General features: G+C 69.1%; 20 protein-coding genes. 2 read left to right on the top strand and 18 right to left on the bottom strand.

Going from position 1 to position 26,744, the window contains the following annotated elements:
* Position 1 precedes the first annotated feature (1 nt).
* Both VGV06_19075 and VGV06_19070 read right to left on the bottom strand, forming a co-directional pair.
* Positions 2-2,659: a valine--tRNA ligase gene (locus tag VGV06_19075; GenBank protein ID HEV2057248.1), complete on the bottom strand. Its 2,658-nt coding sequence runs from the start codon at positions 2,657-2,659 to the stop codon at positions 2-4.
* Between the two features lie 9 nt (positions 2,660-2,668).
* Entirely contained in the window at positions 2,669-3,766 is a 1,098-nt protein-coding gene (locus VGV06_19070) for a hypothetical protein (protein ID HEV2057247.1), read from the bottom strand.
* A 24-nt stretch (positions 3,767-3,790) separates the two neighbouring features.
* Between VGV06_19070 and lptG the strand changes: the two genes are divergently transcribed.
* Positions 3,791-6,115 carry an LPS export ABC transporter permease LptG gene (gene lptG, locus VGV06_19065; protein HEV2057246.1) on the top strand — a complete coding sequence of 775 codons (2,325 nt, stop codon included), beginning with the start codon at positions 3,791-3,793 and terminating at the stop codon, positions 6,113-6,115.
* On the opposite strand, the gene VGV06_19060 is transcribed toward lptG, so the two are convergent.
* The 16 genes from VGV06_19060 to murJ all read right to left on the bottom strand — a co-directional run bounded on the left by VGV06_19060 (position 6,112) and on the right by murJ (position 26,393).
* Positions 6,112-8,832: a UPF0182 family protein gene (locus VGV06_19060; protein ID HEV2057245.1), complete on the bottom strand. Its 2,721-nt coding sequence runs from the start codon at positions 8,830-8,832 to the stop codon at positions 6,112-6,114. The genes lptG and VGV06_19060 overlap by 4 nt on opposite strands.
* A gap of 66 nt (positions 8,833-8,898) precedes the next feature.
* Positions 8,899-10,167: an adenosylhomocysteinase gene (gene ahcY / locus VGV06_19055; protein ID HEV2057244.1), complete on the bottom strand. Its 1,269-nt coding sequence runs from the start codon at positions 10,165-10,167 to the stop codon at positions 8,899-8,901.
* A 77-nt stretch (positions 10,168-10,244) separates the two neighbouring features.
* Positions 10,245-11,396 carry a methionine adenosyltransferase gene (gene metK / locus VGV06_19050; GenBank protein HEV2057243.1) on the bottom strand — a complete coding sequence of 384 codons (1,152 nt, stop codon included), beginning with the start codon at positions 11,394-11,396 and terminating at the stop codon, positions 10,245-10,247.
* 184 nt (positions 11,397-11,580) lie between these two features.
* On the bottom strand, positions 11,581-13,686 hold the full coding sequence (locus tag VGV06_19045; protein HEV2057242.1) for an alpha-amylase/4-alpha-glucanotransferase domain-containing protein: 2,106 nt from the start codon (positions 13,684-13,686) through the stop codon (positions 11,581-11,583).
* Positions 13,679-14,569, bottom strand: a complete 891-nt coding sequence (rapZ, locus tag VGV06_19040) for an RNase adapter RapZ (protein ID HEV2057241.1) — start codon at positions 14,567-14,569, stop codon at positions 13,679-13,681. Before rapZ ends, VGV06_19045 begins: the two co-directional genes overlap by 8 nt.
* 5 nt (positions 14,570-14,574) lie before the next feature.
* Positions 14,575-16,035 (bottom strand): RNA polymerase factor sigma-54, encoded by a 1,461-nt coding sequence (gene rpoN, locus VGV06_19035; protein ID HEV2057240.1) that lies wholly within the window; start codon positions 16,033-16,035, stop codon positions 14,575-14,577.
* A gap of 26 nt (positions 16,036-16,061) precedes the next feature.
* The gene (lptB, locus tag VGV06_19030) at positions 16,062-16,784 is read right to left on the bottom strand and encodes an LPS export ABC transporter ATP-binding protein (GenBank protein ID HEV2057239.1); all 723 of its coding nucleotides are present in this window, start codon (positions 16,782-16,784) and stop codon (positions 16,062-16,064) included.
* Between the two features lies 1 nt (position 16,785).
* Positions 16,786-17,436 carry a lipopolysaccharide transport periplasmic protein LptA gene (gene lptA / locus VGV06_19025; GenBank protein ID HEV2057238.1) on the bottom strand — a complete coding sequence of 217 codons (651 nt, stop codon included), beginning with the start codon at positions 17,434-17,436 and terminating at the stop codon, positions 16,786-16,788.
* Positions 17,433-17,978 carry an LPS export ABC transporter periplasmic protein LptC gene (gene lptC, locus VGV06_19020; GenBank protein HEV2057237.1) on the bottom strand — a complete coding sequence of 182 codons (546 nt, stop codon included), beginning with the start codon at positions 17,976-17,978 and terminating at the stop codon, positions 17,433-17,435. Before lptC ends, lptA begins: the two co-directional genes overlap by 4 nt.
* A 123-nt stretch (positions 17,979-18,101) precedes the next feature.
* Complete coding sequence (locus VGV06_19015; protein ID HEV2057236.1) at positions 18,102-18,614, bottom strand: HAD-IIIA family hydrolase; 513 nt, start codon at positions 18,612-18,614, stop codon at positions 18,102-18,104.
* A complete protein-coding gene (locus VGV06_19010; GenBank protein ID HEV2057235.1) occupies positions 18,611-19,555 on the bottom strand; it encodes a KpsF/GutQ family sugar-phosphate isomerase in 945 nt (314 codons plus the stop codon). The genes VGV06_19015 and VGV06_19010 overlap by 4 nt, the downstream gene beginning before the upstream one ends.
* A gap of 23 nt (positions 19,556-19,578) precedes the next feature.
* On the bottom strand, positions 19,579-20,463 hold the full coding sequence (kdsA, locus tag VGV06_19005) for a 3-deoxy-8-phosphooctulonate synthase (GenBank protein ID HEV2057234.1): 885 nt from the start codon (positions 20,461-20,463) through the stop codon (positions 19,579-19,581).
* Complete coding sequence (locus VGV06_19000) at positions 20,460-22,070, bottom strand: CTP synthase (protein ID HEV2057233.1); 1,611 nt, start codon at positions 22,068-22,070, stop codon at positions 20,460-20,462. The genes kdsA and VGV06_19000 overlap by 4 nt, the downstream gene beginning before the upstream one ends.
* Positions 22,067-23,767: a hypothetical protein gene (locus tag VGV06_18995; GenBank protein ID HEV2057232.1), complete on the bottom strand. Its 1,701-nt coding sequence runs from the start codon at positions 23,765-23,767 to the stop codon at positions 22,067-22,069. The genes VGV06_19000 and VGV06_18995 overlap by 4 nt, the downstream gene beginning before the upstream one ends.
* A 3-nt stretch (positions 23,768-23,770) precedes the next feature.
* Positions 23,771-24,667 carry a site-specific tyrosine recombinase XerD gene (gene xerD / locus VGV06_18990; GenBank protein ID HEV2057231.1) on the bottom strand — a complete coding sequence of 299 codons (897 nt, stop codon included), beginning with the start codon at positions 24,665-24,667 and terminating at the stop codon, positions 23,771-23,773.
* A 109-nt stretch (positions 24,668-24,776) separates the two neighbouring features.
* Positions 24,777-26,393, bottom strand: a complete 1,617-nt coding sequence (gene murJ, locus VGV06_18985; GenBank protein HEV2057230.1) for a murein biosynthesis integral membrane protein MurJ — start codon at positions 26,391-26,393, stop codon at positions 24,777-24,779.
* 92 nt (positions 26,394-26,485) lie between these two features.
* Between murJ and rpsT the strand changes: the two genes are divergently transcribed.
* On the top strand, positions 26,486-26,740 hold the full coding sequence (gene rpsT, locus VGV06_18980; protein HEV2057229.1) for a 30S ribosomal protein S20: 255 nt from the start codon (positions 26,486-26,488) through the stop codon (positions 26,738-26,740).
* The last annotated feature ends 4 nt before the right edge of the window (positions 26,741-26,744 follow it).

The raw sequence follows: 26,744 nt of genomic DNA, 5'->3' as shown, positions 1-26,744 counted from the left end.
GTCACTGGAGCGCGGCCAGGCTCGCGGTGAGCTTTTCCAGGATCTGCCCCTGCTCGGCGAGCCGCTCGCGGTCGCGCGCCACGACGTCGGCCGGCGCGCGCTCGATGAAGTCCGCACGCCCGAGCTTACCCTCGAGAAAGCTCGTCTCCTTCCGCGCCTTCTCGATCTCCTTCTGGAGCCGTGCGCGCTCTGCTCCCACGTCCACGACGCCCTGGAGGTGCACGAACACGTCCGCGCCGCCCGCCACTGCGTGGGCGGACTGCGGCGGCCGCGCCGCCCGGGGATCGACGGTCACCCTGGCCCGCGCCAGCGCGCCGATCAGCGGGACGGCGGCGCGCAGCCTGGCGGCGTCCTTAGAGGGACACTTGACGGTCACCGTCAATTCCACGGCCGGGGAGATGCGGCTCTCGCTGCGCACGGTCCGGATCGCGCTCACCACCAAGATGACGGGCGCCATCTCGCGCTCCGCGGCTGCATCACGTCCCTTGCGTCCCGCCTTCGGGAACGCCGCGACCATTACGTACCTGGCGGGGCCTGGAATGTATCCGGCCGAGTCTGGCGCCGGTCCGGCCCCGTGAGGGAGCCGCTGCCAGATCTCCTCCGAGATGAAGGGCATGAACGGGTGCAGCAGCCGGAGCGTCACTTCGAGGGTCTCCACGAGCGTCCGCTGGGTCACTGCGCGCGCGCCCGGGTCTTGGCGATGGTAGAGGCTGCGCTTGGCGATCTCGAGGTACCAGTCGCAGAACTCGCTCCAGACGAACTGGTACACCGCCGAGGCGGCGTCGTTGAAGCGATAGCCGTCGAGCGCCGTCCGCACCGCCGCCGCCGCCGCAACCAGGCGGCTCGCGATCCAGCGGTCCGCCACGGATCGCTTGCCCTTCGCCGCGAGCGCGGCGTCGTAACCGTCGAGGTTCGTCAGCACGAAGCGTGACGCATTCCAGATCTTGTTGGCGAAGTTGCGGTAGCCCTCGATCCGATCTTCGGACAGCCTGATATCCCGTCCCTGCGCCGCGAGCGCAGCGAGCGTGAACCGGAAGGCATCCGTGCCGTACTTGTCCATGATCGTAAGCGGGTCGACGACGTTGCCCTTGGACTTGGACATCTTGTGCCCCTCGGCGTCCCGGACGAGGGCGTGGATGTAGACGTCGCGGAACGGCACGTCGCCCATGAACTTGAGCCCGAGCATGACCATCCGGGCGACCCAGAAGGAGATGATGTCGAAGCCGGTCACGAGGCAGGAGGTCGGGTAGAAGGTCTTGAGCTCGGGTGTGGACTCCGGCCAGCCGAGGGTCGAAAAGGGCCAGAGCCCCGAGGAGAACCAGGTGTCGAGCACGTCCGGATCCTGGCGCACGGGTCCACCGCACGCGGGGCATGCAGCAAGGTCTGTCCGCGACACGTGGGTGCTGCCGTCCTTCTCGCAGTACCAGACCGGAATGCGATGCCCCCACCACAGCTGGCGCGAGATGCACCAGTCGTGGATGTTCTCCATCCAGAGGAGATAGTTCCTGGCCCACTCGCGCGGCTGGATCTTCATGCGCCCCGACCGCGCCGCCTTGATCGCCGGGTCCGCGAGCGGCTTGATCCGCACGTACCACTGCTTGGAGATCAGCGGCTCGACAACCGTCTTGCACCGGTAGCAGAGGCCGACGGCGTGCCGGTAGGGCTCGATGCGCTCGATCAGGCCGAGCGCCTGCATGTCCTCGACGATCTTCTTCCGGCACTCGAAGCGGTCCATGCCCGCGTACTTGCCCGCGAGGGCGGTCATCTTTCCGTCGAAGCCTATGACCGTCCGCGCCGGCAGGCCGTGCCGCTTGCCGATCTCGAAGTCGGTCGGATCGTGTCCCGGCGTCACCTTGATGACGCCCGTCCCGAACTTGGGATCCACGGCGGTGTCCGCGACGACGCGGATCTGAATCGGCCCCTCGACCGACTGGATTTTAAGGGTCTTGCCGACGTACGTGGCGTAGCGCTTGTCCTTAGGGTGGACGGCCACGCCTGTGTCGCCGAGCTTGGTCTCAGGGCGGACTGTCCCGAGGGTCAGCGGCCCGTACCTGATGTACACGAACTCGTCGTCGCGCTCCTCGCGCTCGACCTCGATGTCCGACAGCGCCGTCTGGCAGCGCGGGCACCAGTTGACGATGTAGTCGCCCTGGTAGATCAACCCGTCTTCCCAGAGGCGCACGAAGACCTCGCGCACCGCCCGGGACAGTCCCGGGTCCATCGTGAAGCGCTCGCGCTGCCAATCGAATGACGCTCCGAGGCGCCTGAGCTGGTTGATGATCGCCCCGCCAGACTCTTCCTTCCACTGCCACACGCGCGCGATGAAGGCCTCGCGGCCGAGATCGTCCTTGCTCTTGCCCTCGGCCGCGAGCTGGCGCTCGACCACGTTCTGAGTCGCGATGCCGGCGTGGTCGGTGCCCGGCAGCCAGAGGGCGTTGTAGCCGTCCATGCGCTTGTAGCGGATCAGGATGTCCTGGAGCGTGAACGTGAACGCGTGGCCCATGTGCAGCGAGCCCGTGACGTTGGGCGGAGGGATCATGATGCAGTAGGGCGGCTTGGACGAGGCGGCGTCGGCGTGGAAGAGACCACGATCTTCCCACTCGCGGTACCAGCGCGACTCGACGATGCTCGGGTCGTAGCGGTCCGCGATTTCAGCCATAGTAGCCCGTCATTGTAGCACGAGGGCTGCGCCGGTCAGGCGCCAGCCGGACGGCCCGCGGCTCCACCAGAGCGACCACGGGGCACGCCGGCCGGCCGGAAGCGGCGTGGCCGCAGCGACGACTGCGGTGCCGGGCGTGTCCGGGTTCTGGGCATCGCAGGCGGCCTCCGGCAACAGCCCGGCCGGCAGCCTGGCGCGCACAGCGACATCCGGGGCCAGCTCCGCGAGCGCCTTGCGGTCTCCCGACGCGAGGGCGGAAAAGAACCGCGTCGCCGAGCGCCCGAGCTCCCTGTGCCAGCCGTTGAAGAGCCGGCTGCTCACGAGCGTGAGCCCTCCGCCTGGATCGGCGCGGTAGCGGTCCTCCTGCTCCGCCTGAACGTCGCAGCCGGGCTTCCAGCCCGGGTAGCGGACCTCGTGCCGAAGGAGGACACGTCCCGGCTTGATGTCGACCTGCGAGACCCAGAGCCCATCCGGATAGCGCTCGGCGCTCCTCCACACCGCGGAGACGCGCCCCTCTCGAACGCGCCAGAGCTCGAGCTTGAGCGGCCAGCTTCCCCACCCCGTCGCCGTGCCCGACCAGCTCACGAGGATCTCCGCGCCGCCTCCGGCCGGGGCGGCCCACGGGTACACCTCCGGCACGCCGTCTTCCTGCCACGCCCGGAGGAGCGCCGGCTTTCCCTTCGGGGAACCATAGAGCCGCACCGAGTTGCTCACGCCCTTTGCCGAGAGACGGAAGCGCCCCGCGAGAAGCCCGCCGCCGAGTGGATCAATACGCAGCGACGCGCCGCCCCACACCTCGGCGAATGCGTCGAGGCGGTCACGGATGAATTCCACCGAGGCGAATGGACCACCGACCCGCAGGCTGTCCAACACCTCGCCGTCCAGGAGCCCGTCCATCTCGGCCTGCGAGGCCGGGTCGAGCGCGCCGCCCGTATCCTCGACGATGGACAGGCGCGCCGCGGCGATCTCCCGAAAGCGCTCGAGCCGGTCGCCGGCTGGCCCGGCCCACGCCGGAGCGCCCGCGGCCCATGCGGTGGCAGCAGCGACCCATGCGGTGGCAGCAGCGACGACGACAAGGGCCAGTCCGATGAAGGCCGGGGCGGGCATGGCGCCATCGTACAATGGAGGGGCATGCTCAGGGTCCTCGACCGGTACATGATCAAGGATCTCGCCCCGCCCTTCGCCCTGGTCGTGGGCGTGCTGACCTTCTTCCTGGTCATCGACCGCGTCTACCAGTTGACCGATCTCGTCATCACCAAGAGCGTGCCCTTCCACTTCGTGCTCGGCCTCCTCCTCTTCATGCTGCCCGGCGTCCTCGCTCTCACAGTCCCCATGGCGCTCCTGGTCTCGGTGCTGCTGGTCTGCGGCCGTCTCGCCGGCGACCTCGAGGTGGCGGCGCTCAAGGCCTCGGGCGTGAGCCCGCTCAGGCTCTTCGGACCCTTCCTGGGCTTCGCGGTCGTGGTCAGCGGCGCCGTCGCGACGTTGACCCTCCTGATCGCGCCCGCGGCGAGCGGAGCCTTTCAGAACCAGCTCTTCCAGATCCTCCAGACCAAGGCCACCACGGGCATCAAAGAGCGCACCTTCACCGCCTCCTTCAGCCAGATGGTCATGTACGTGGACGACATCAGCGCCTCGCAGGTCGCCCTGCGGGGCCTCCTGGTCTCGGACGAGCGCGACCCCAAGCTCTCCCGGATCATCCTTGCGCGCGAGGGGCGTCTCTTCTCCGACGCGAAGAACCGCCGCGTGACCATGCGGTTCATCGACGGCTCCGTCAGCGAGACCGATACGGGCGACGCGCGGCGGTTCCGCCTCACCGCGTTCAGCCTCTACGACCTCAACCTGCCCCTCGACAACCCCCAGCGGGCGGCCGAGCGCATCGAGAAGCCCGAAAAGGAGATGTCGCTCCAGACGCTCCGCGAGACCATCGCCGATCTCAAGCGCCAGGGGCAGATCGTGACGCCGTTCGAGGTCGAGCTGCACAAGCGCTTCTCCCTGCCCGTGGCTCCCCTGGTCTTCATCCTCGTCGGCTTTCCCCTCGGGATCCGGACCCAGCGTGGCGGTCGCGCTCTGGCGCTCGGGTTGAGCCTGGGCGTCGTCGTCCTGTACTACGTCATCCACACCTTCCTCGAGGGCATGGCGCTGCGCGGCCGCATCCCCGTCGGCGTCGCCATGTGGCTGCCGAACGCGATCTTCGGCGCGGTCGGGCTCCTGCTCCTTCACAGCGCCACAGCGGGCACCCCCGCGTCGTGGAGACGCCTCTTCTGGCGCCTCCGCGCGGCCGTGCCTCGCGGCTTCCGCAGCGTCTTCCCCAAGCGGGCCGCGGTGCAGCGCGTGAGCGGTCCCGCGGCGCGTGCGCGCGGTCCGCGGGCCTCGACCTACATCATCGACCGCTACCTGGTCGGCCAGTACCTGACCTTCCTCCTCACCGGAACCGTCGTGGTGGCGATCCTCGTCCTCGTGGTCGACCTGATCCAGTACCTCGACCGGTTCCTCCGGGCAAAGCCGCCGTTCATCTACATCGTCCAGCACCTGTTCTACCGGCTGCCCGGCTCGCTCTACGAGGGGCTGCCCCTCGTCGTCCTGGTCTCGACCGTCTTCCTCTTCCTGACGCTGACCCAGCAGCGCGAGCTCGACGCGCTCAAGGCCTCCGGCATCAGCCTCTACCGGGCCAGCCTGCCCGTCCTCCTGGTGGCCTTCGGCATCAGCCTCGCCGCCGGCCTCATGCAGGAGACGGTGCTCCCGGGCATCAACGCCAAGGCGGAAGAGATCGACCGCGTCAAGATCCGCGGCAACCAGCCCCGGCACCTCCAGCGCCAAACACAGATCTGGTACCGCTCTTCCGACACGCGCTACCTGCGCATGGAGCTGCTGGACCCGATCGCGCGCTCGCTCGAAGGCCTGCTCGTGGTCGACATCAGCCGGGACTTTCGTCTGGTGGATCGCCTGGACGCCGGCAGGGCGGTCTGGACCGGCGAGGCCTGGATGCTGAGTGACGGCGTGTTCCGGCAGGTCGGCCCGGGCAACCAGGTCACGGCCGACGCCTTCACGGAGAGGCTGGTCAGCATGCCTGAGCAGATCAACGACCTGATCCAGGTGCAAAAGGCGCCGGAGACGATGAGCTTCCTGGAGCTGCGCGGTTACATCACCCGACTCGCGGAGACCGGGCATCAGGTCAGCAAATACCTCGTCCAACTCGACTCGAAGCTCTCTTTCCCGCTGGTCCACGTCATCATGGCGCTCGTGGCGATTCCCTTCGCCCTGGCGTCACCGCGCAGCGGCGGGCGCGGCGTCGGCGTCGCGGTGGCCATCCTGATCTCGGTGGGCTACTGGGTGGTGAACTCCGTGGCGATCGCCTTCGCCAAGGCCGAGCTCCTGCCGCCCATGCTCGGCGCCTGGACGGCGAACATCATTTTTGCAGGGCTCGGCGCGGCGCTTTTTCTCCGCGCTAAAACCTAGCGGCTCTCGCGGAGCTGACGGAGCGTCTCCTCGAGCTGCTTCTGCGCCTGTCCGTAGGCCGTCCAATCGCCGCGCTTGAGCGCATCCTGCCCCCGCTGCCACGATTCCCAGGCTCTCTGGACGAGCCCGGTCATTGCAGTTGGCGTCCCCGGGGCGGGCTTGCCATCGGCGCCGCGCGCCCGCGTCGGCTCGTCCCCGCGGATGCTGCCGCCGAAAATGCGCTGGAGCGACTGCTCGAGCGTCGGCTCCATGGCGATCTGGTTGCCGAAGGCGACGATGACCCGACGGAGCTCCGGCAGCGCCCCCTGCTCGGCCGAGAGATAGATCGGCTGGACGTAGATCAGCGAGCCCTCGATCGGGATGGCCAGGAGCGATCCGCGGAGCACGCGCGAGCCCTGCTGGTTCCAGAGTGAGAACGCGGCCGAGATCACGGGGTCCTGGTTCACGCGGGCGTCGATCTGGCGGGGCCCGTAGACGAGCTTCTGCTTGGGGAACGTGTAGGCGATGAGCGAGCCGTAGTTGGGCGCATCCGAGCGCGCCGCGATGATCGCGATCATGTTGTCGCGGCGCGCCGGGTTGAAGCCCGAGAGCAGGACGAACTCTTCCGTCTTCTCCCCCGGCAACCGCATGATGGTGAAGTACGGCTCCATCTCGCGGTCCCGTCCGTCGAACGTCAGGTGCGGCACGGTCCAGAGGTCCTCCTTGTTGTAGAAGACCTGCGGATCCTGCATGTGGTACGTGCCGTACATCTTCGCCTGGAGGCTGAAGAGATCCTCCGGGTAGCGCACGTGCGGCCGCAGCTCGGCCGGCATCCGCTCGAGCGGAGTGAAGAGCCCGGGGAAAGCCCGCGCCCAAGTGCGGATCAGGGGGTCCTTGGGGTCGGCGACGTAGAAGACCATGGTCCCGTCGAAAGCGTCCACGGTCACCTTGACGGAGTTGCGGATGTAGTTGAGGCCGTGCTCGGGCTGGGCGTAGGGGTATCGGTCCGTCGTCGTGTAGCCGTCCACGATCCACACCAGCCGCCCGTCACCCGTGACGACGAGGTAGGGGTCGTGGTCGAAACGGATGAAGGGGGTCGCCTGCCGCACGCGATCGCCGACCCGCCGGTACATCATCACCCGGCTCTCGGCGCTGAGGTCATCCGAGAGCAGGATCTTGATCTCGCCGAACCGGATGGCAAACGCCAGCTTCCGAAGGAACCCGCCAACGGGCACCCCACCTCGCCCGCTGTAACGCGAGTAGACGTTCTGATCGCCCGCAGGGTAGTCGAGCTCCTGCGACTTGGTGCGGACGATGACGTATTCGTTGCTCAGCTCGCCGTAGTAGATCTCCGGCCGCGTGATCTTCGGGAATCCCCCCGACACGTTCGGCGGGATGTCCTTGACCCAGAGATCGGGCAGGCCTTCAGGGGTGATCCGGTTGACCGGTCCCGCCACCAGGCCGAAGCCGTGGGTGAAGGTCAGGTGCTCGTTGATCCAGACCCGGCTCGGCAGGTGCTGGTAGGACATCTCGCGCGGCGAGAGCATGATCTGCCGGTACTCGCCGTTGACCGTGTACCGGTCCACGTCGACGCCGGCGAACTTGTAATAGGTGCGGATCTCCTGGAGCTGGGCGAAGCTCGTCAGCAGCGGCCGGTGATCCCAGAGGCGGATGTTCTTGATGGTGAGGCTGTTGCGCTCGATGGCCGCGGACGTCAGCCGGTCCTCGGCGGGAAAGTCCTGCTCCTTGATCGACTCGAGGCCGTACGCCTGCCGCGTCATGCGGATGTTGTGCTCGATGTACGGCCGCTCGGCGACGAGCTCGTTCGGCGTGACCTGGAAGCGCTGGAGCAGTGACGGCCAGACACCCAGGCCTCCGGCCCACACCACGGCCAGGACCACGAGGCCCGCCACCAGGAAGCCCCACCCGGGCCGGCTGATCTGGAGCACACACGCGGCCGCGCACAGGAACGCGAGAGCCGTGAGCACGCTGAGCGCGGGAAGCGTCGCGTGTACGTCGGTATACGAGGCGCCGAAGACCACGCCGCGCGCCGAGTAGAGGAGCTCGTAGCGGTCGAGCCAGAACCCAAGGGCGCGCAGGAGCAGCAGCACCGCGCCGAGCCCGAGGAGGTGGATACGCGCGCCCGCCGCCAGCCTCGGGCCCTGGGCCGTCAGCACCAGGCTCCTCAGGAGCACGTAGGTCGCGACGCTCAGGAGCAGCGTGCCGATGACGAGCGTCATCGCACCGCCGTAGAGGAAGCGCCAGAGCGGGAGCTCGAAGACGAAGAAGGAGAGGTCGCGGCCGAACAGCGGGTCGGTGGCGCCGAAGGGCGTGGCATTGACATAGCCCACCACCATTTCCCACGAGGCGCCGGCGCGCAGGCCGGAGAGCACGGCGATCACCGCGATGACGGGCAGCAGCAGCCGCCGGATCAGCGGCTCGAGCACCGCCCGGCCGGGCAGCCCGAGCTGGTCGTCGAGCTCCCAGAGGACGTCCGGCGCAGCCGTCCGGGCGGCGACCCAGAGGTTGCCGTACATGAAGAGGAAGACGACGCCGCCGACGCCGAGGAAGAGCCAGCCGCGCAGCGACAGGACGGTCGTGAAGACCTGGGTGAAGCCGACCTCGCGGTACCAGAGCCAGTCGGTGTACAGCGGCACCGCCTGGCCGAGCCCCGCCAGGACGATGAAGGCGAGGACCAGCCAGAAGCCTAAGCGGGGAGAGCGCCGTCCGTTCGCCACGGAGAACCTCCGGCCCCCTGGCGCGCATCCGCCGGGGGCATCGCGGTCGAATCCGCCTCGCGGCGGTTAGGTGCCGTGGGTCCAGGAGGAGAGATATTCCTCTTGGGCGGACGTCAGCTCGTCGATCTGGATGTCCATCGACGCGAGCTTGAGCCGGGCGATCTCGAGGTCGATATCCCGCGGCACGCCGTAGACCTTCTTCTCCAGGCTCTTGCCGTGCTTGACGATGTACTCGGCCGACAGCGCCTGGTTCGCGAAGCTCATGTCCATGACCGTGGCCGGATGCCCCTCGGCAGCCGTCAGGTTGATGAGCCTGCCCTCGCCCAAGACGTAGACCCGCTTGCCGCCGCGCAGGCTGAACTCTTCGACAAAGGGCCGCACCGCGCGCCGCGACTGGGCGAGCTTCCCAAGCGCTTCGAGGTCGATCTCGACGTTGAAGTGGCCGGAGTTGGCCACGATGGCGCCGTCCTTCATCTTCACGAAGTGCTCCTGCCGGATCACCGCCATGTTGCCGGTGACGGTGATGAAGATGTCGCCCACCTCCGCCGCACGCGGCATCGGCATGACCTGGAAGCCGTCCATCACGGCCTCGAGGGCGCGCAAGGGCGCGGTCTCGGTGACGATCACGTGCGCGCCCATACCATGGGCGCGCGAGGCGACGCCGCGGCCGCACATGCCGTAGCCGGCGACCACGACGATCTTGCCCGCCAGAAGGACGTTCGTGGCCCGCAGGATACCGTCGATCGTCGACTGGCCGGTGCCGTAGCGATTGTCGAAGAGGTGCTTGGTGTCGGCGTCGTTGACCGCGATCACGGGAAAGGCCAGCACGCCGGCCTTCTGCATCGCGCGCAGGCGGATGACCCCGGTGGTTGTCTCCTCGGTGCCGCCGATCACGTTCTTGACCAGGCTCCTGCCGGCGTTGTTCTCGCCGTGGAGCTGGGAGATGAGATCGGCGCCGTCGTCCATGGTCACCTGAGGGCCGGTCTTGAGCACGGCCTCGAGGTGGCTGTAGTAGCGCTTGTTGTCCTCGCCCTTTTGGGCGAAGACGGGGATGCCGTACTCCTTCACGAGCGCCGCCGCCGTGTCGTCCTGCGTCGACAGCGGGTTCGAGGCGCAGAGCGCAACCTGGGCGCCGCCCGCCTTGAGCGTCATCATGAGCACGGCAGTCTCCGTCGTCACGTGCAGGCACGCGCCGAGTCGCACCCCCTTGAGGGGCTGCTCCTTGGCGAAGCGCTCCCGCACCTGCCGCAGCACCGGCATCGACTGCTCGGCCCATTCGATCTTGAGCTTGCCCGCCGGGGCCAGCGAGAGATCCTTGACGTCGTGCTCGGTCATGCCCCCGTCCTTTCGTCCATGTGATTCACAGCGGGCGATTCACAGCGGGACCTGTTCGCTGCCGCGTCGATGCGGGCTCAGATACCCGCGTCGTCGCGCAGGTCCTTGACCCGGTTCGTGTGCTCCCAGGTGAACTCCGGCTCGCTTCGCCCGAAGTGCCCGTAGGCGGCCGTCTTCCGGTAGATCGGCCGGCGCAAGTCGAGGTACTTGATGATGCCCGCCGGCGTGAAATCGAAGTGCCGACGGATCATCTGCTCGAGCTTGAGGTTCGGCACCTTTCCCGTGCCGAAGGTCTCCACCATGATGGAGACCGGGTCGGCGACGCCGATCGCGTATGCCACATGCACCTGCGCCCGCTCGGCGAGGCCGGCCGCCACGATGTTCTTGGCCACGTGCCGCGCCATATAGCAGGCCGATCGGTCCACCTTCGTCGGATCCTTGCCCGAGAACGCGCCGCCGCCATGCGGGGCCGCGCCGCCGTAGGTGTCCACGATGATCTTGCGCCCCGTCAGCCCCGTGTCGCCCATGGGACCGCCGGTGACGAAGCGCCCGGTCGGATTGATGTGATAGGTGATCCGCTTGGGGTCGATCAGATGCTTCGGAATGGTGGGGATCACGACCTGCTCGACCAGGTCCTGCCGGATCGTCTCCAGCGTCACGTTGGGGCTGTGCTGGGTCGAGATGACCACGGTCTCGACGGACACCGGCTTGCCGTCGACGTAGCGCACCGACACCTGGCTCTTGCCGTCGGGCCGGAGGTAGTCGAGCGCGCCGCTCTTCCGCACCGCCGTCAGGCGCTGCACCAGCTTGTGCGCGAGCATGATGGGCAGCGGCATCAGTTCCTCGGTCTCCGTGCATGCGTAGCCGAACATCAGACCCTGGTCGCCGGCGCCCAGCTTGTCCACACCCATGGCGATGTCGCCCGACTGTTCGTCGATGGCCGTGATCACAGCGCAGGTCTCGTAGTCGAAGCCATACTTCGCGCGCGTGTAGCCGACCGCCTTGATGGTCTCGCGGGCGATCCTCGGAATGTCCACGTAGCAGGAGGTGGTGATCTCGCCCGCCACGACGACGAGCCCGGTGGTCAGGAGCGTCTCGCACGCCACGCGCCCCGTCGGGTCCTGGGCCAGGATAGCGTCCAGGACGGCGTCGGAGATCTGGTCTGCGATCTTGTCCGGATGCCCCTCGGTCACCGACTCCGAAGTGAACAGGTACTCCTCACGCGCCATCGTCTTCCTCCTTGTCGTGTCCCCGTCGTCCAGTGGATGCGGCGCGCGCCATCTCAGGACGCGCTTGCGGCAGAGTAGCATGGGCGGTCACGCGCCTCAAGGGAAATGCCCGCGCGCCGCATCATAGAGGGCGCGCAGTCGGGCAGCGCGCTCAGCCTGAACCGCGCTCAGCCGGAGACTGCGTTTAGTCGGACCGTGGGATCGAGCGCGGGACGATGCGAAGCTCGCCCTCCCACGACCCCCCGGGCGCCAGCGCCAATGGCCAGCTGACAAGGACGGCCGAGCCCTGATAGATCCGCTCGAATCCGGCTTCGGAAAGCGACACCGTCTCGATCGGGGCCCAGCCGACGCCGCCCGTGCCGCTCCATGCGATCTCGACCTCGCAGCCGATCCACTCGTCTACCAGGGTGAGACTCGCCGCGCGGGCGAGTGAGCCGCGCGAGCCCAGAGAGGGCGAGCCCGGGAGCCGGTAGTACCGCCCCGGGGCGTCGCCCGCCGTCAGCGCGAGATTGAGCTGTACGGCCCACGTGCCCTCGAACGCCTCGTCGCCGCGCCACGTGAGGCTGTAGCGGGCGCGGAGCCCGGCGCCTTCCGCCCCGATTCGTATCCGCTTCTCGACGGCGAGCGGCAGGCTGTCGAGGGCCGTCGGGCCGAGCGCGATCTCGACCTCGCCGCTCCGCTCGACGATCTCGCTCGGCATCGGCCTCTCGCCCATCGCGGCCCGCGCCACCGCCCAGGGGGCAAGCGGATCGGGAGGCGCCCCGGGACCGAAGACTCCATCGAGAAGCGACGCGCGCCGGAACGGGTCGTAGTCGAGCAGGTCTGCTAAGCCCTCTTCCTTGGATCCCGGAGCCGCGTGGATGGTCGTGACCTCGCCGCCGGCCGACGCCGCGCTCTCCTTGACGCGGCCGTGATACATCTCGCGACGTCGGGTGAACACCCCGGCTATATCGAGATCGCGCGGGCGGAAGGCGAGCTCCGTCACCGTGCCGCCCGCCTCCGGGCGCAGCGTCACGGCCAGCTCGGACGTGCGAACCCTGAGCTCGGCGCGACCGTCGCCGTCCACGTCGTCGCGCGCGCAGGAGAGCGCCGGAGCGCCTAGCGCATCGTCGAGCCGCCGCTCAGCGGCCAGGAGCGCGCTCCCAACGGCGCGCCGGAGATGCGGCAGGTAGCAGCCGCCGAAGACGCCGTGCCAGTACGCGTCGTTGCCCTGGCCGCGCCACAGGTCTTCGCGCGCGGCGACAAGCCGCGGGTCGTCCGGGCGCCGCGCCAGCGCGTCGTGGAGCCGCTCCGAGAGGCGCAACATGCGCCGGTACGCGTCTCCCGTCTCCGGATACTTCACGAGGAAATTGCGCCAGAAGCCGCCCCGGAGGAGCCGCGCCAGGCGCCCGCCGTCGGGCAGCGCCAGAAGCCGCCCGCGCGCCTCCTCGAGCTCCTCGCCGCGAAGGGCGGGCAGCGCCCACTCGCCCATCTCGGCGTAGGAGGCCGTGGGCAGGTACACGCGTCCGGCCGCCGGCGCCGCGTCGAGACAGGCCGAGAAAGTGGAGAGCGTGATGCCCGGCGCTTCGGTGAGTGCCGCGAAGAAGCGCGCGAGCCACCCCTCGTCGTAGACCAGGCGGTGGGTGCCGGGCCACACGCCGAACTTCTCGCCGTCGTCGAAGAGCGTCACCGCTCCCGAGCCCCGCCGCTCTCCGAGATACCGGATGGTCTCCGCCGGCTCGGCAAAGGGCACGAGGTAGCGCAGCCGCTGGCTGATGGGGAAGACGGCGAGCGTCGCGCCTTGCTCCTCCGTCAGATAGTAACCGCCCAGCGACTCGGGCTCGAGGCCGGCCAAGGCGAAGTGCGCGTCGTCCAGGACCACGAACTCGACGCCCGCCCGCCTGAGGGCCTTGGGCATGTGCGGCTCCCAAACCCTCTCGGCCAGCCACATGCCGCGGGGCTTCACACCGAAATTCGCGCGCAGGAACTCGCTCAGCGCCTGGATCTGGCCCACCTTGTCCGCGTCCGGGAGCATGGACAGGATGGGCTCGTAGAAGCCGCCCGTCAGAAGCTCGATGCAGCCATCGGCCGCGAGCCGGCCCAGGAGGTCGAAGGTCGGCCGTGCCCGCTCGCGGAGGAAGGCTAGGAGGCCTCCCGAGCAGTGCACGGTCAGGACGACCCCGGGGACGGCGCGCGCGGCTTCGAGGAACGGGTGGTACGCCGACCGCGCGGCGTCCAGGATGACCGAGTCGAAGTTTCCGGCGGGCTGGTGGTTGTGGACCCCGAAGAGGAAGCGAAGGCCCTCACTCACGGTCGATGTCCCGGTGCCGCACCACGGGCGCCAGGCCCGCGCCCTCGAGGGAGCGCCGAAGCAGCTCCACGAGGGTCACCGAGCGGTGGCGGCCTCCGGTGCACCCCAGGGCGACCGTCAGGTAGGCCTTGCCCTCCCGGCGGTAGAGCGGCAGGAGGAAGCGCAAGAGGTCTTCGATTTTCGCCAGCAGCTGGTGGCTCTCCTCGAACGACATGACGAACTCTTCCACGGGGGAGTCGCGGCCGTCGAGGCGCTTGAGGCCCTCCACGAAGTGCGGGTTCGGCAGAAAGCGGACGTCGAAGACGAGGTCGGCGTCGTAGGGCGCCCCGTGCTTGAAGCCGAAGGACATGAGCGAGACCGTCAGCGCGTCACGCGACCCCTGGGGCCCGTAGCCCTCGACCAAGCGCTCCTTGAGCTGGTGGACCGAGAGGCCCGTGGTGTCGATGATCTGGTCCGCGCTCTCGCGCAGGTTGGCGAGCGCCCGGCGCTCGGCGCGGATGCCCTCGAGGACGCTCCCGTCGGCGGCCAAGGGGTGGCGGCGGCGCGTCTCCTGGTAGCGCCGCACCAGGGTCTCCTCCGCCGCCTCGAGAAAGAGCACCTCGGGCTTGTGCCCCTGGGCGCGGAGCTCGGCGAGCGTCTCCATCAGGTGGGCGAGGTACTCGCCCTCCCGGATGTCCACCCCGAGGGCGATCAGGCGCATGTCGCGGCTCGAATGTGCGCAGAGCTCCGCGAAGGTCGGGATCAGGGTCGTCGGCAGGTTGTCCACGCAGAAGTAGCCGAGGTCCTCGAGGCACTTGATCGCGAAGCTCCGGCCCGCGCCCGACATGCCGGTGATGATCACGAACCGTAGCGCCGGAACGGCCGCGGGCTCGGGTGCGCTCACCGCGGTCACCGCTTCTTGGGCGCGAGCCGCCGCTGGTGGGAGGGCATGATGCCCAGCTCCTCCCGGTACTTGGCGACGGTCCGTCGGGCGATATTCAAGCCCTGCCCCCGGAGCACCTGGGCGACCTCCTGGTCGGAGAGCGGCTTGCCCGAGTCCTCCGCAGCGACCATGTCGCGGATCTTCTTCTTGATCGAGACGGAGGAGACCATCTCGCCGCTGTCCGAGGCGATCCCGCTGTGGAAGAAGTACTTCAGCTCGAACAGCCCCTGCGGCGTCTCGACGTACTTGTTCGTGGTGACGCGGCTGATGGTAGACTCGTGCATCCCGATGTCCTCGCCCACGTCGCGCAGCGCGAGCGGCCGCAGGTGGGCGACGCCCCTGTCGAGGAAGCCGCGCTGGAACTTGACGAGGCTCTGGGTCACCTTCCGAAGCGTCCGCTGGCGCTGCTCGACGCTCTTGATGAGCCACACGGCCGACCGGATCTTTTGCTCCACATATTGCTTGGCGTCGCCATCGGAGCGGCGAAGAAGCGAGCGGTACAGCGCGTTGACCCGGAGGCGCGGGATGCCTTCCTCGTTGAGCACGACGACGTAATCCTCGCCCACCTTGTGGATCGAGACGTCGGGGGCGATGTAGCGCTGGTCGGAGACCGCGAAGCGGCGGCCGGGCTTGGGCTCGAGCGCCCGGATCTCCTCCACCGACTCCATGACGCGGTCGAGCGGCAGCTTGAGCGCTCGCGCGATCTCCGTGTAGCGGCGCCGCTCGAGGTCCTCGAAGTGCTTCTCGACGATTTCGACGGACACGGGGTCGGGCTCGGAGTCGGCCGTCAGCTGGAGGAGCAGGCACTCGTGCACGCTGCGGGCGCCCACGCCCGTCGGGTCGAACCCCTGCACCAACCGGAGGGCCTGCTCCACCTCTTCGATGGAGGCGCCCATGCCGAGGGCGATCTCGTCCACGCCCGCCCGGAGGTAGCCGTCGTCGTCGATGTTGCCGATGATGGCCTCGCCGATGGCGACGGTCCGCTGATCGTCGGACGCCCAGCGCAGCTGCTCGTTCAGGTGCTCGTCGAGAGAGGTGCCCGTGCGTCCCAGGTTCTCGAACGGCAGGTCCTCCCGCTCCTCCGTGGACACGGGCGTCCGCTCTTCGGGCTCGTCGAAGACGGCCTGTGTCAGGTCGAAGGGCAGCTCGTCGGCCCGCTCGCCGTCCACGGAGCTGGTCTCCTTGGACACGGGCTCGACGGGCGCGGGGGCGGCCTCCATCTCCGGCGCTCCGGGCTCGCTCGGGGCCTGCGCATCCGCGTCCACGTCCTGCGTCTCCTCCGGCAGCTCCTCCAGGAGCGGGTTCTCCTCGAGCTCTTTGCGCACGACCTGCTCGAGCTCGAGCGTGGAGAGCTGCAGCAGCTGGATCGCCTGCTGGAGGAGCGGGGTCATGACGACCCGCTGGGTCTGGCGAAGGGACAGGCGCATGGGTCAGACGGTTCGGGCGGGACGCATCAGAGCGAGAAATTCTCGCCGAGGTAGATCTCGCGTGCCTTGGGGTTGTTCGCCAGCTCGCTGGCCGTGCCGGAGGCCAGGATCTTGCCGTCGTGCAGGATGTACGCGCGGTCGGTGATCGCGAGCGTCTCCCGGACATTGTGGTCGGTGATCAGGACCCCGATGCCGCGGTCCTTGAGCCGGCCGACTATCTCCTGGATGTCGCCGATGGCGATCGGGTCGACGCCGGTGAACGGCTCGTCGAGGAGCAGGTACCGCGGGTTCGTGACGAGCGCGCGCGTGATCTCGAGGCGCCGCCGCTCGCCGCCCGAGAGCGTGTAGGCCTTGTGCCGCGCGAGGTGGGTCAGATCCAGCTCGGCCAAGAGAACCTGGAGCCTGGCCTGGCGCTCGTCGTGGGAGAGGTCGAGGGTCTCGAGAATGGCCAGCAGGTTCTCTTCGACGGTCAGCTTGCGGAACACGGACGATTCCTGAGGCAGGTAGCCCATGCCCAGCCGGCAGCGCTTGTACATCGGCAGGTCCGTCACTTCGCGCCCTTCGAGATAGATCCGGCCGCCGTCGGCCCGGAGCAGCCCGACGATCATGTAGAAGGACGTCGTCTTGCCGGCGCCGTTGGGCCCGAGGAGCCCCACGACTTCGCCCCGTTGGATGTCGAGGCTGACCCGGTCCACGACGAGCCGGTTCCTAAACCTCTTTCTCAAGCCCTGGGCTATCAGGCCTTCCATATCAGGGACATATGGGCCCATTCGGACCCATCTTAATCTCGGTTTTCTGGCGGTCCTGGTAGAAGATGGCCTTGACGCGCTCCTGCTTCCCTCCCTCGACCAGGCTCCGGTCCTCGGCGAGGTAGAGGGTGATCCGCTCGCCCGTAACTATGTCGGCCCCCTGCCACACCCGCGCGTTGCCGATGAGGACCACACGCTGCTCGGCCTCGTAGTACTCGGTGCGGCTGGCAGTTCCCATGCGGCAGTCGCGGGTGATGATCCGCACATTGCCGGTAGACACCACGCGCTCGATGCGGTCCGTCTGGGAGTCCGTGTACACTTCCATCCGGTCGGCGTACTGGACCGAGTTGTTCTGCTTGGCCACGACGTTGCCCTTGAAGACGGAGAGCCCTTCCTTCTGCATGCTCTCGAGGCTGTCGGAGTCTACGATCACCGGCCCATTCTTGCCTTCGGCAGCCGGCGCCGCGGGCGGGGTCAACGTCGGGCCCGAGGCCGCGGGGCGCGGCTTGACAGCGCCCTGCTGCTGGGCCGCCGCTATTCCAGTGAACACGAAGACTATCATGAGGGCTACGCCGACCGCGGGCAGAAGGGCTACGCCGACCGCGGGCAGGAGAGCAACGCCGAGCGCGGGCGCCGCAATGGTCAACTTCACGATTTGCCCTTCCTGACGGGAGCCGGAGCCGCTGTCGCCTTGGTCCCGCCGAAGGTCGCCGTGACACGCCCGTGGACGAGCGTGATCTCTTCGGAGGGCCGGACTTCGAGTCCGGTGCCCTTGACCACGCCTCCGCCCTTATAGATGGTCACCGGCTGGTCCGTCCACGCCCTTCCCTCGGCGTTGTTCCAACGCAGCACCGTCGTCTCCACGCGCAGCCCCTCGCTGGACACCAGCACGACTTTGCCGCGCAGCTCGACGTCCCGGGTGTCCTGGAGGAGGTCGCCCTCGTCGCTCGTCACCTTCCAGCGCCTGCCGGGCTCGTCAACCCCGATCGTCACCTTTCGGAGAACGGTCTTACCGGTCCCCGGATAGGACTCCGCCTGCTCAGCGTCGAGGCTCCAGCGATAGCTCCCGCCCTTGGCGTCCTCCTGGATGTGGATCTCCTTGATCTCCTGGTCGGCTTGCGAGGACACGGCTTCTTGCCGGGGGGCCGAGGCGCGATGTCCCTTGACGATCAGGACACCGATCACGACCGTCACGAAGAGGATGACTCCTAGAGCGATTCCGGTGGCTGCACGGTCCATATGCAATTTCGGTACCACGGTAGCACACCACCACAGGCCAGGCAAACAACAAAGCCCGGCAGCGCCGCGCTTTGAGGCCTACGTGCGGGGCGGCCAGGCCTTGCGGGATCGGAGCAGGAACTCGACGGCTTCTCTCACGGCGCCATGCCCAGCGGCCGACCGGGAGACCCAGCCCGAAGCTCGCCGCACCTCTGGTACCGCGTCCGCCGGAGCCATGGCAAGTCCGGCGATGCGCATGACGGGTAAGTCGACCAGGTCGTCGCCCATAACGGCGGTCTCAGCCGCCTTCACGCCGAGCCGCGCCAGGAGACCGCGCAGCAAGGATTCCTTGTCTGCGACTCCTTGGTGCACCTCGACGACTCCAAGCTCGCTCATCCGGCGGGTCACCGCCGCCGAGGCCCGCCCCGAGACGACCGCGATCTCGACACCCGCGCGCCGCGCGACCTGTATGGCAAGCCCGTCCCTGACATGGAAGCGCTTGGTCTCTTCGCCCGAGGCGCCGTAGACCAGCACGCCGTCGGTGAGGACGCCGTCCACGTCGAGGACCAGCAGGCGGATCCTCGCGGCTCTGGACGGAGTCTTCGTCTTCACACGATCTTGGCGCGGAGGATATCGTGGATGTGGATGACGCCGGCGGGGCGGCCGCTTTCGTCCGTGATGACAAGGCTCGTGATCACGCCCTCCATGAGCGCCAGCGCCCGGGCGGCGAGCTCGTCGGCGCCTATCCGCTTCGGGTTGGCGGTCATGCAATCCCCCGCCCGCCGGTCGAGAAGCGCCCCATGCGCCAGTTGCTGGCGTCTCAAGTCGCCGTCGGTGATGATCCCCGCCAGGCGCCCGGCCCCGTCCACCACGGTCGTCATGCCGAGCCGCTTGGCGCCCATCTCCTCGATCGCTTCCTTCATCGTCGCCGTCTCGCTGACCACCGGCAGGGCATCGCCCGTGTGCATAAGATCCCGCACCCGGAAGAGCGACTGCCAGCCGAGCGCCCCTCGCGGGTGAAGCGCGGCGTAGTCCTCCGGGCCCAGCCCTTTTAAGTCTAGGAGCGCCATGGCGAGAGCATCGCCCATGGCGAGCGCCGCCGTCGTACTCGACGTGGGCGCGAGATTCATCGGGCAGGCTTCCTCGGCGACGCCCACGTCCAGGATCACGTCCGCCTGCCGCGCCAGCGTCGAAGCGGGGCTTCCCGTGAGGAGGATGAGCGGCACGCCGAGCCGCTTGATGGCGGGCAGCACGGCCAGGACCTCGTCGGTCTCACCGGAGTTGGACAGGGCCAGGATCAGGTCGTCTCTTGCCACCATGCCGATGTCGCCGTGGACGCCCTCGGCCGGATGGAGGAAATACGCGGGTGTCCCCGTGCTGGCAAGCGTGGAAGCGATCTTCCTTCCGATCAGCCCCGACTTGCCCATCCCCGTCACGATCACCCGGCCGCGGCAGCCGTGCATCAGCTCGACCGCCCGCACGAAACGATCATCGAGACGGCTCCGGAGCCCTCCGATGCTCTCGGCTTCGAGGCGCAGCACCCGATCGGCCATGGCGAGCAACCGCTCGCGATCCGTCACCGCGCCGGACCTCTTAGCCTGGATACGGTGGTGAGGCCGGATACGATGGCTCCGATTTCCTCGAGCAGCCGCGGCAGGTCGTCGAGCCGCAGCATGTTCGGCCCGTCGGAGAGCAGGCGGCCGTCGGGCATCGTCCGGTCAGGGTCCTCGTGGATCTCCATGAAGAGGGCATCCACCCCGACGGCTACGGCAGCCCGCGCCAGCGCCTGAACGTATTGCCGCTCGCCGCCGGAGCGATCTCCCGCTCCGCCGGGGAGCTGAACCGAGTGCGTCGCATCGAAGATCACGGGGCAGCCGAAGCCGCGCATGATCGGAAGCCCGCGGAAGTCGACCACGAGGTTGTTGTAGCCGAAGGAGGCGCCCCGCTCCGTGAGCAGGACGGCCTCGTTGCCCGTCGATCGGATCTTCTCCACGACATTGCCCATGTCCCGCGGCGCCAGGAACTGTCCCTTCTTCACGTTCACCGGCTTGCGCGTGCCGCCGCAGGCGAGGAGCAGGTCCGTCTGGCGGCAGAGGAAGGCCGGCACCTGGAGCACGTCGAGCACCTCGGCGGCCGGACCGACTTCCGAGACGTCGTGGACGTCCGAGAGCACGGGCAGCCCGATCGCCTCTTTGACGCGCCCGAGTATCCGCAGGCCCTCCTTCAGCCCCGGCCCCCGATAGGAGTGGACCGACGAGCGGTTGGCCTTGTCGTAAGAGGACTTGTAGATGAAGGGCACCTTGGCGTCGTCCGTGATGCGCCGGAGGCGCTCGGCCATCATCAGGGCGTGGCGCTCGTCCTCGATGGCGCACGGGCCGCCGATGAGCGCCAGCGGGGCGCCGCCGCCGATGACGACGCCGCCAGCCACCCGCACCGGCCGCGTGCGCGGCTCCGCCGTCATGTCGCGGCCTGGTGGTCCATGGCGGCGCGGATGAACGCCGCGAAGAGCGGGTGCGGCGCCCACGGCTTGGAGCGGAACTCCGGGTGGAACTGCCCCGCGACGAACCACGGATGGCCGGGCAGCTCGACGATCTCAACCAGCTGCTTCTCGGCCCAGATCCCGGAGATGCGGAGCCCGCCCGCCTCGAGTGTCGTCAGGTAGTCGTTGTTGACCTCGTAGCGGTGGCGGTGGCGCTCCTGGATCGCCCCCTGCCCGTAGGCCCGCGAGGCCGCCGTGCCTTCTGCCAGGACCACCGGGTAGAGGCCGAGACGCATCGTGCCACCCTTGTCCGTGATATTGCGCTGCTCGGGCAGGAGGTCGATGACGTTGTGCGCGGGCTTGGGGTCGAACTCGGTCGAGTTGGCGCCCTCGAGGCCGCACACGTGCCGCGCGTATTCGATCACGGCGCACTGCATGCCGAGGCAAATCCCGAAGTACGGCACCTTGCGCTCCCGCGCGTAACGGATCGCCTGAATCTTCCCCTCGATGCCGCGGTCGCCGAAGCCGCCCGGCACCAGGATGCCGTCGAGCCCCTCGACGTGGCCGGCCAGCCCTTCGCGCTCGAGGCGCTCGGCGTCGACCCAGGCCACGTCCACCGCCACCTCGTGGGCGATCCCGCCGTGCGCCAGCGCCTCGTACAGGCTCTTGTACGAATCCTTGACCTCGATGTACTTGCCGACGATCCCGATCCGCACCCGGCCGCGGGGCGCCTTGACGCGACGGACGATCTCCTCCCAGCGCGAGAGATCGGCGGGCCGCTGGGGGAGGCCGAGGAGCCTGCAGATGCTCTCGTCGAGCCCCTGCTCGTGAAAGGCCAGCGGCACCTCGTAGATCGTGTCCACATCGCGCGCGGCGACGACGGCTTCCTCCTCCACGTCGCAGAAGAGCGCGATCTTCGACTTGATGGCGGGCGTGAGCAGGTGCTCCTTGTCGGTCCGGCACAGCAACACGTCGGGCTGGATCCCGATCGCGCGCAGCTCCTTGACCGAGTGCTGCGTCGCCTTGGTCTTGAGCTCGCCCGCGGCCTGGATGAAGGGCACGAGGGTCAGGTGAACGTAGATGACGTTGTCCTTGCCAACGTCCTTCTTGAACTGCCGGACCGCTTCGAGGAACGGCAGCCCCTCGATGTCGCCCACCGTGCCGCCGATCTCCACGATGAGCACGTCCACGCCGGATGCGACCTTGCGTATCGAGGCCTTGATCTGGTCGGTGATGTGCGGGATGACCTGCACGGTGCGGCCCAGGTAGTCCCCGCGCCGCTCCTTCTCGATGACCGTGCCGTACACCTTGCCCGTGGTGATGTTGTTGTCGCGCGTCGTCTGGGCGGAGGTGAAGCGCTCGTAGTGCCCGAGGTCGAGGTCGGTCTCGCCGCCGTCGTCGGTGACGTAGACCTCGCCGTGCTGGTAGGGGCTCATGGTGCCCGCGTCCACGTTGATGTACGGGTCCATCTTGAGCAGCGTCACGCGGAAGCCGCGGGCCTCGAGCAGCGAGCCGATGGAGGCGGCCGCCAGCCCTTTGCCCAGGGACGACACGACGCCACCCGTCACGAAGATGAATTTCGGGGTCACCGGGACTCTCCTTTCCTCGTCAGCGCCTCGATCCAATCGGCGACGGCCGCGCGCTCATCGTCCTTCGTCCGCACGCGCCCGTCGAGTCTCAAGTCGCGCAGTAGGGCGAGCACCCGCGCCACCCGCGGCCCGCGCGGCACGCCCGCCGCGACGACGTCGTCGCCCGACGACAGCGGGCGCGTGCCGCGCCCCTGCCCCAGGAACCACTCGATCCTGCCGCGCGCCCTGCGGCCGCCGCAGAGCCACGCTCCGAGCAGGGCCGCCTCCGGCGCGGGCCGGAGCATCTCGGCGACCTGGCTCGGCCGCCGCTGGACCTGCGCCCCGACACGCCGCGCCAGGGAGCGCGCGGTCGCGGGGTCGAGCCGCGCGGCGTCGACGCCCGCCAGGGCGAGCCTCCGCAGGCACCGCTCCGCCGTGGCCTGCGGCTGATCGAAGAGCAGCGCCACGAGGGCCAACCCCCCCGCCTCGACAGCGACGCCCGCGCCGTGGGCCCAGGCGGCGAGGCTTCGCGCGGTACTGAGGCGCCCGCGGCTCTGGCGGGTCATGCGAAAGCCGGGATCCCAGATTCTCAAGGCTCCCCAGCCGAGCAGCAGGCCGAGTACGCTCCAGGGGTCCGGCTCGTCCATCACCAAGTCCAGCTCCGCGTGGAGCCGTTGTCCGGAGAGGGCCGGATACTCGCCCGCCCTCCACGCCAGCGCGAGCGCTCTGCTGAAGCACGCATCCGGCTTGAGCCCGAGTCGCGCCGCATACCGAGCGCCTCTGAAGATCCGCGTCGGATCCTCGACGAAGGACAGCGGGTGCAGGACCCGGAGGCGCCTCGCGGCCAGGTCGCGCTGGCCGCCGAAGGGATCGAGCAGGCGGCCCCACGCGGATGGCGCCAGCGCGACGGACATCGCATTGACCGAAAAGTCGCGCCGTCCAAGGTCTTCGTCGATCGAAGCCGGGCTCACGTCCGGCAGGGCGCCCGGCATGCCATAACGCTCGCGACGCGAGGAGGCGATATCCACGCGCCCGATTCGAGTGCCATCGGGTGTCGTACCGCCTTCGAGGGACGCCGTGCCGAAGGCGGCGTGGACCACCAGGTGACCGCCCGTCTCCTCCGCGAGCCTCCGCCCGAAGGCGATGCCGTCACCTTCCACGACGAGGTCGAGGTCGGGCACACGCGCTGGCGCGCGAACGAGGAGGAGGTCCCGGACGAAGCCGCCGACGGCAAAGACCGCCCGCCCTTGCGCCTCGGCGAGCTTGCTCGCGGTGCGCAGCAGCCAGAGTCTCGCCTCTCCGTCTCCGCCCTGGAGGCGCTCGAGTTTCGCGACTGTCCAATTGGCGGACGTCGCCGGACGGGGCGATGGCTCGACGATGCCCACGGCCCGCCGACCTTCGAGTACGAGGACGGCGGGGGCGCCGCCCTGAAGCAGCCGCCTCACGGCGATCTCCCCCGTTCCGGCCGTCACCGAGGGCAGGCCGACATGGGCGATGTCGAGCCAGCGCCATCTCCCGAAGCCCCATGACTCCGCGCGTTCGAGGTCCTCCCGGCGCGCCGCCGCGCGGAGGTCCGTCACCACCTGGGCGCCCGCGGCCCGCGCTACATCGAGCGCCTTCCGCACGCTCGTGGAGCCCGGCACCTTCGCCACCCGCCGATCCATGAGATCGGCCGCGCGCGGCTCGACCTGTGGGTACGCGTGTCCGTGCCTGGCCATGTCCTAGCTCGCCTTGCTGATCGCGCGGGGGTGGAACTTCCGGTACATCGCCCGGACGGCGGAGGATGGCAGGTGGGTGTAGATCTGCGTCGTCGCGATGTCGGCGTGACCGAGCATCGCCTGGACCGAGCGCAGGTCGGCGCCGCGCTCCAGCAGATGGCTCGCGAAGGAATGGCGCAGGGTGTGCGGGGAAACCGCGCTCCGCAGCCCCGCCCGCCTCGCCGCGCGCTTGATGACGGACCAGAGGGACTGCCGCGACAGCGGATGGCCGTAGCGGTTGAGAAAGAGGGTCCCTGGGTCGCTCCGCCTGACGATGCCTGGGCGGGACGTGGACACGTAGCGCTCCACCCACCGGAGCGCCTGGGCGCCGACCGGCACGAGGCGCTGGCGGCTGCCCTTGCCGGTGGCCGTGACGTACCCCGCCGTGACGTTCCAGTCCTCGAGCCTGAGCGTCAGGCACTCCGAGGCCCGCAGCCCTGAGGCGTAGAGCAGCTCGAGCATGGCGCGGTCCCGAAGGCCCTCCGGGGCAGAGAGATCCGGCGACTCGACGAGAGCCCCCGCGTCTTCGATCGAGAGCGTGCGCGGCAGCCTGCGCGGCGGGCGCGGCGATTCGAGGTGCTCGGTCGGGTCCCGCCGGATCTCACCCGAGGCCAGGAGAAAGCGATAGAAGCCGCGGACGGCGGAGAGATGCCGCGCCGCGGTCCGAGCCCCGAGCCCGCGGCGCCTCAAGTCCTCGAGATAGTCGCTGAGGTCGTCCACGCGCGCCGTCGCCACTGAGCGCCGGCGCCGACCGAGGAACGCGGTGAACCCGGCGAGGTCGCGGCGGTAGGCGGCGAGCGTGTGGGGTGAGGCGCCCCGCTCCGTCTGCAGGGCGGCGAAAAACTCGCGGACCACGTCCATCAGGCTCTCCGGGGCCCGGACACAGCGACGCCCCGGTACCGGCCCTTCCGTACTGCCGAGGCCGTGACCGGGGCGAACCCGACCCACCGCAAAAGCATGACGAAGTCTATCACCCGCTCCCCGCCCCCGGCAAGGTTTGCCCGCGCCGCCGCAGCATGCCGTAGAGAACGCCGAGCTCAGGCGCCCGGAGCGCCGCGGCCGCAAGCAGGTAGACGAGCATACCCGCGGCAAGCGCGCCCGCCGTCCACGCGGCGCCGGCCCACCCCGCGCCCAGCCGCGCGCCGGCCCAGACGCACCAGAGGAGGAGCGCGGCCGACGCGCCGCCCGTGCGCAGCAGCGAACCCGCCATCTGCCGGCCCCCGATCGGCCCGAGCCGCCGGCGCAGGAGCCAGCAGAGCAGCAGCAGGTTGACGTAGGCCGACAGCGAGGTAGCCAGCGCGAGCCCCGCGTGCTGGAGCGGCCACATGAGGACGAGCGCAAGGACGACGTTGGCGGCGACGGATGCGAGCCCGGCCCAGACGGGCGTCCGCGTGTCGCCCAGCGCATAAAAGGTCTGCGCAGCGATCCGCGTGGCGGAGAACGCGGGCAGGCCGACCGCGTAGCCAGCCAGGGCCTGGGTCGTCGCGACCGCGTCAGAAGGCGTGAACTCACCGCGCTCGAAGAGCAGCCTGACGATCGGATGGCCGAGCGCGATCAGGCCGACAGCCGCGGGCAGCGCGACGAATACCGAAAGCCGGAGCGAGAAGCCGAGCATGTCGGTCAGCGCGCGATGCTCTCCCCGCGTGGCCTGGCCCGACATGCTGGGCAGGGCCGCCGTCGCAAGGGCGACGCCGAATACTCCGAGGGGGAATTCCATCACGCGGTCGGCGTAATAGAGATAGGACACGGTGCCCTCGGGCAGCAACGAGGCCAGGAGCGTGTTCACGAGCACCGTCACCTGGACCGCAGCCAGCGCGAAGACCGCGGGCCAGAGCCTGCCGGCAATCAACCTGACGGCGGGATGCGACCACTCGACCGAGGGACGGAGCGGGACTCCCAGCCGCGCCAGCTCAGGCAGCTGGACGAGCAGCTGGCCAGCGCCGCCGACGAGGACACCCACTGCCAGGGCGAAGACCGGCGGCGACATCCTGCCCGCCAGGACGAGCACCGAGAGGATCATCGCGACGTTGAGCACCGCCGGGCCGAAGGCCGCGGTGAAGAAGCGGTGCTGAGCATTGAGCGCTCCCATCGCCAGTGCGGCAAGCCCCACGAGCAGGAGGTACGGGAACATCAGGCTCGTCAGCCTCCCGGCCAGCCCGATCAGCTCGGGATCGTCGGCCCAGCCCGGCGTCATCACCCGTACGATCCACGGCGCGAGCAGCATGCCGAGGCCCGAGACAACGCACAGGACTACCATGGCGACACCCGTGACCGCTCGGACCATGCGGCCGAACTCTGCTCGGCCGGCCCGTTCCAGGTATTCCGTGAAGACGGGGATGATGGCGGTGGACAGCGCCCCCTCGGCCAGAAGCCGGCGGAGCAGGTTGGGGATGCGGAAGGCCACGAAGAAGGCGTCGGTCACCGGCCCCGCGCCGAAGGCCCGCGCCATGACCATGTCGCGCACGAAGCCGAGCACGCGGCTTCCGAGGGTGGCGGCCCCGATGACGCCCACGGCCCGCACAACCCTGTGCTGCACCGCCCGCTGGGCTTCGCTCACGGCGACATTGCCCTTGACAGTCGCGGACATGGACGGTACCGTCTACTGTCGTTCAACGCGCAAGGCATTCAGGACGCCGTCACGCGTTTCATGCGCGTTTTTGCCAAGGGAGGAAGTTCGCCGTGGCCAACACCCGCTCCGCCAAAAAGCGGATCAAGCAGAACCTGAAGCGACGCCTGCGCAACCGCGCGGTGCGCAGCACCATCCGCTCGTCCGTGAAGACGGCGCGCGCGGCGGTGACCGAGAAGACCCCGCAGGCGAAAGAGGCCGTGCTCGAGGCCATCCGCATCCTCGACCGGGCCGTGAGCCGCGGCATCATCCACCGCAACACCGCCGCCCGCAAGAAGTCGGCCCTGGCCCGCTCGGTCGCGAGTTAGCCCC

Source organism: Candidatus Methylomirabilota bacterium (assembly GCA_035936835.1).
GTDB lineage: Bacteria > Methylomirabilota > Methylomirabilia > Rokubacteriales > CSP1-6 > AR37.
This window is presented reverse-complemented; position numbering and strand designations above follow the sequence as displayed.

What these genes read in the sequence shown, in the direction of transcription:
- VGV06_19075 (HEV2057248.1), bottom strand. Translation starts at nt 2,659, where the DNA reads ATGGCTGAAATCGCGGACCGCTACGACCCGAGCATCGTCGAGTCGCGC.
- VGV06_19070 (HEV2057247.1), bottom strand. Translation starts at nt 3,766, where the DNA reads ATGCCCGCCCCGGCCTTCATCGGACTGGCCCTTGTCGTCGTCGCTGCT.
- lptG (HEV2057246.1), top strand. Translation starts at nt 3,791, where the DNA reads ATGCTCAGGGTCCTCGACCGGTACATGATCAAGGATCTCGCCCCGCCC.
- ahcY (HEV2057244.1), bottom strand. Translation starts at nt 10,167, where the DNA reads ATGACCGAGCACGACGTCAAGGATCTCTCGCTGGCCCCGGCGGGCAAG.
- metK (HEV2057243.1), bottom strand. Translation starts at nt 11,396, where the DNA reads ATGGCGCGTGAGGAGTACCTGTTCACTTCGGAGTCGGTGACCGAGGGG.
- rpoN (HEV2057240.1), bottom strand. Translation starts at nt 16,035, where the DNA reads ATGCGCCTGTCCCTTCGCCAGACCCAGCGGGTCGTCATGACCCCGCTC.
- lptB (HEV2057239.1), bottom strand. Translation starts at nt 16,784, where the DNA reads ATGGAAGGCCTGATAGCCCAGGGCTTGAGAAAGAGGTTTAGGAACCGG.
- VGV06_19010 (HEV2057235.1), bottom strand. Translation starts at nt 19,555, where the DNA reads ATGGCCGATCGGGTGCTGCGCCTCGAAGCCGAGAGCATCGGAGGGCTC.
- kdsA (HEV2057234.1), bottom strand. Translation starts at nt 20,463, where the DNA reads ATGACGGCGGAGCCGCGCACGCGGCCGGTGCGGGTGGCTGGCGGCGTC.
- VGV06_18995 (HEV2057232.1), bottom strand. Translation starts at nt 23,767, where the DNA reads ATGGCCAGGCACGGACACGCGTACCCACAGGTCGAGCCGCGCGCGGCC.
- xerD (HEV2057231.1), bottom strand. Translation starts at nt 24,667, where the DNA reads ATGGACGTGGTCCGCGAGTTTTTCGCCGCCCTGCAGACGGAGCGGGGC.
- murJ (HEV2057230.1), bottom strand. Translation starts at nt 26,393, where the DNA reads ATGTCCGCGACTGTCAAGGGCAATGTCGCCGTGAGCGAAGCCCAGCGG.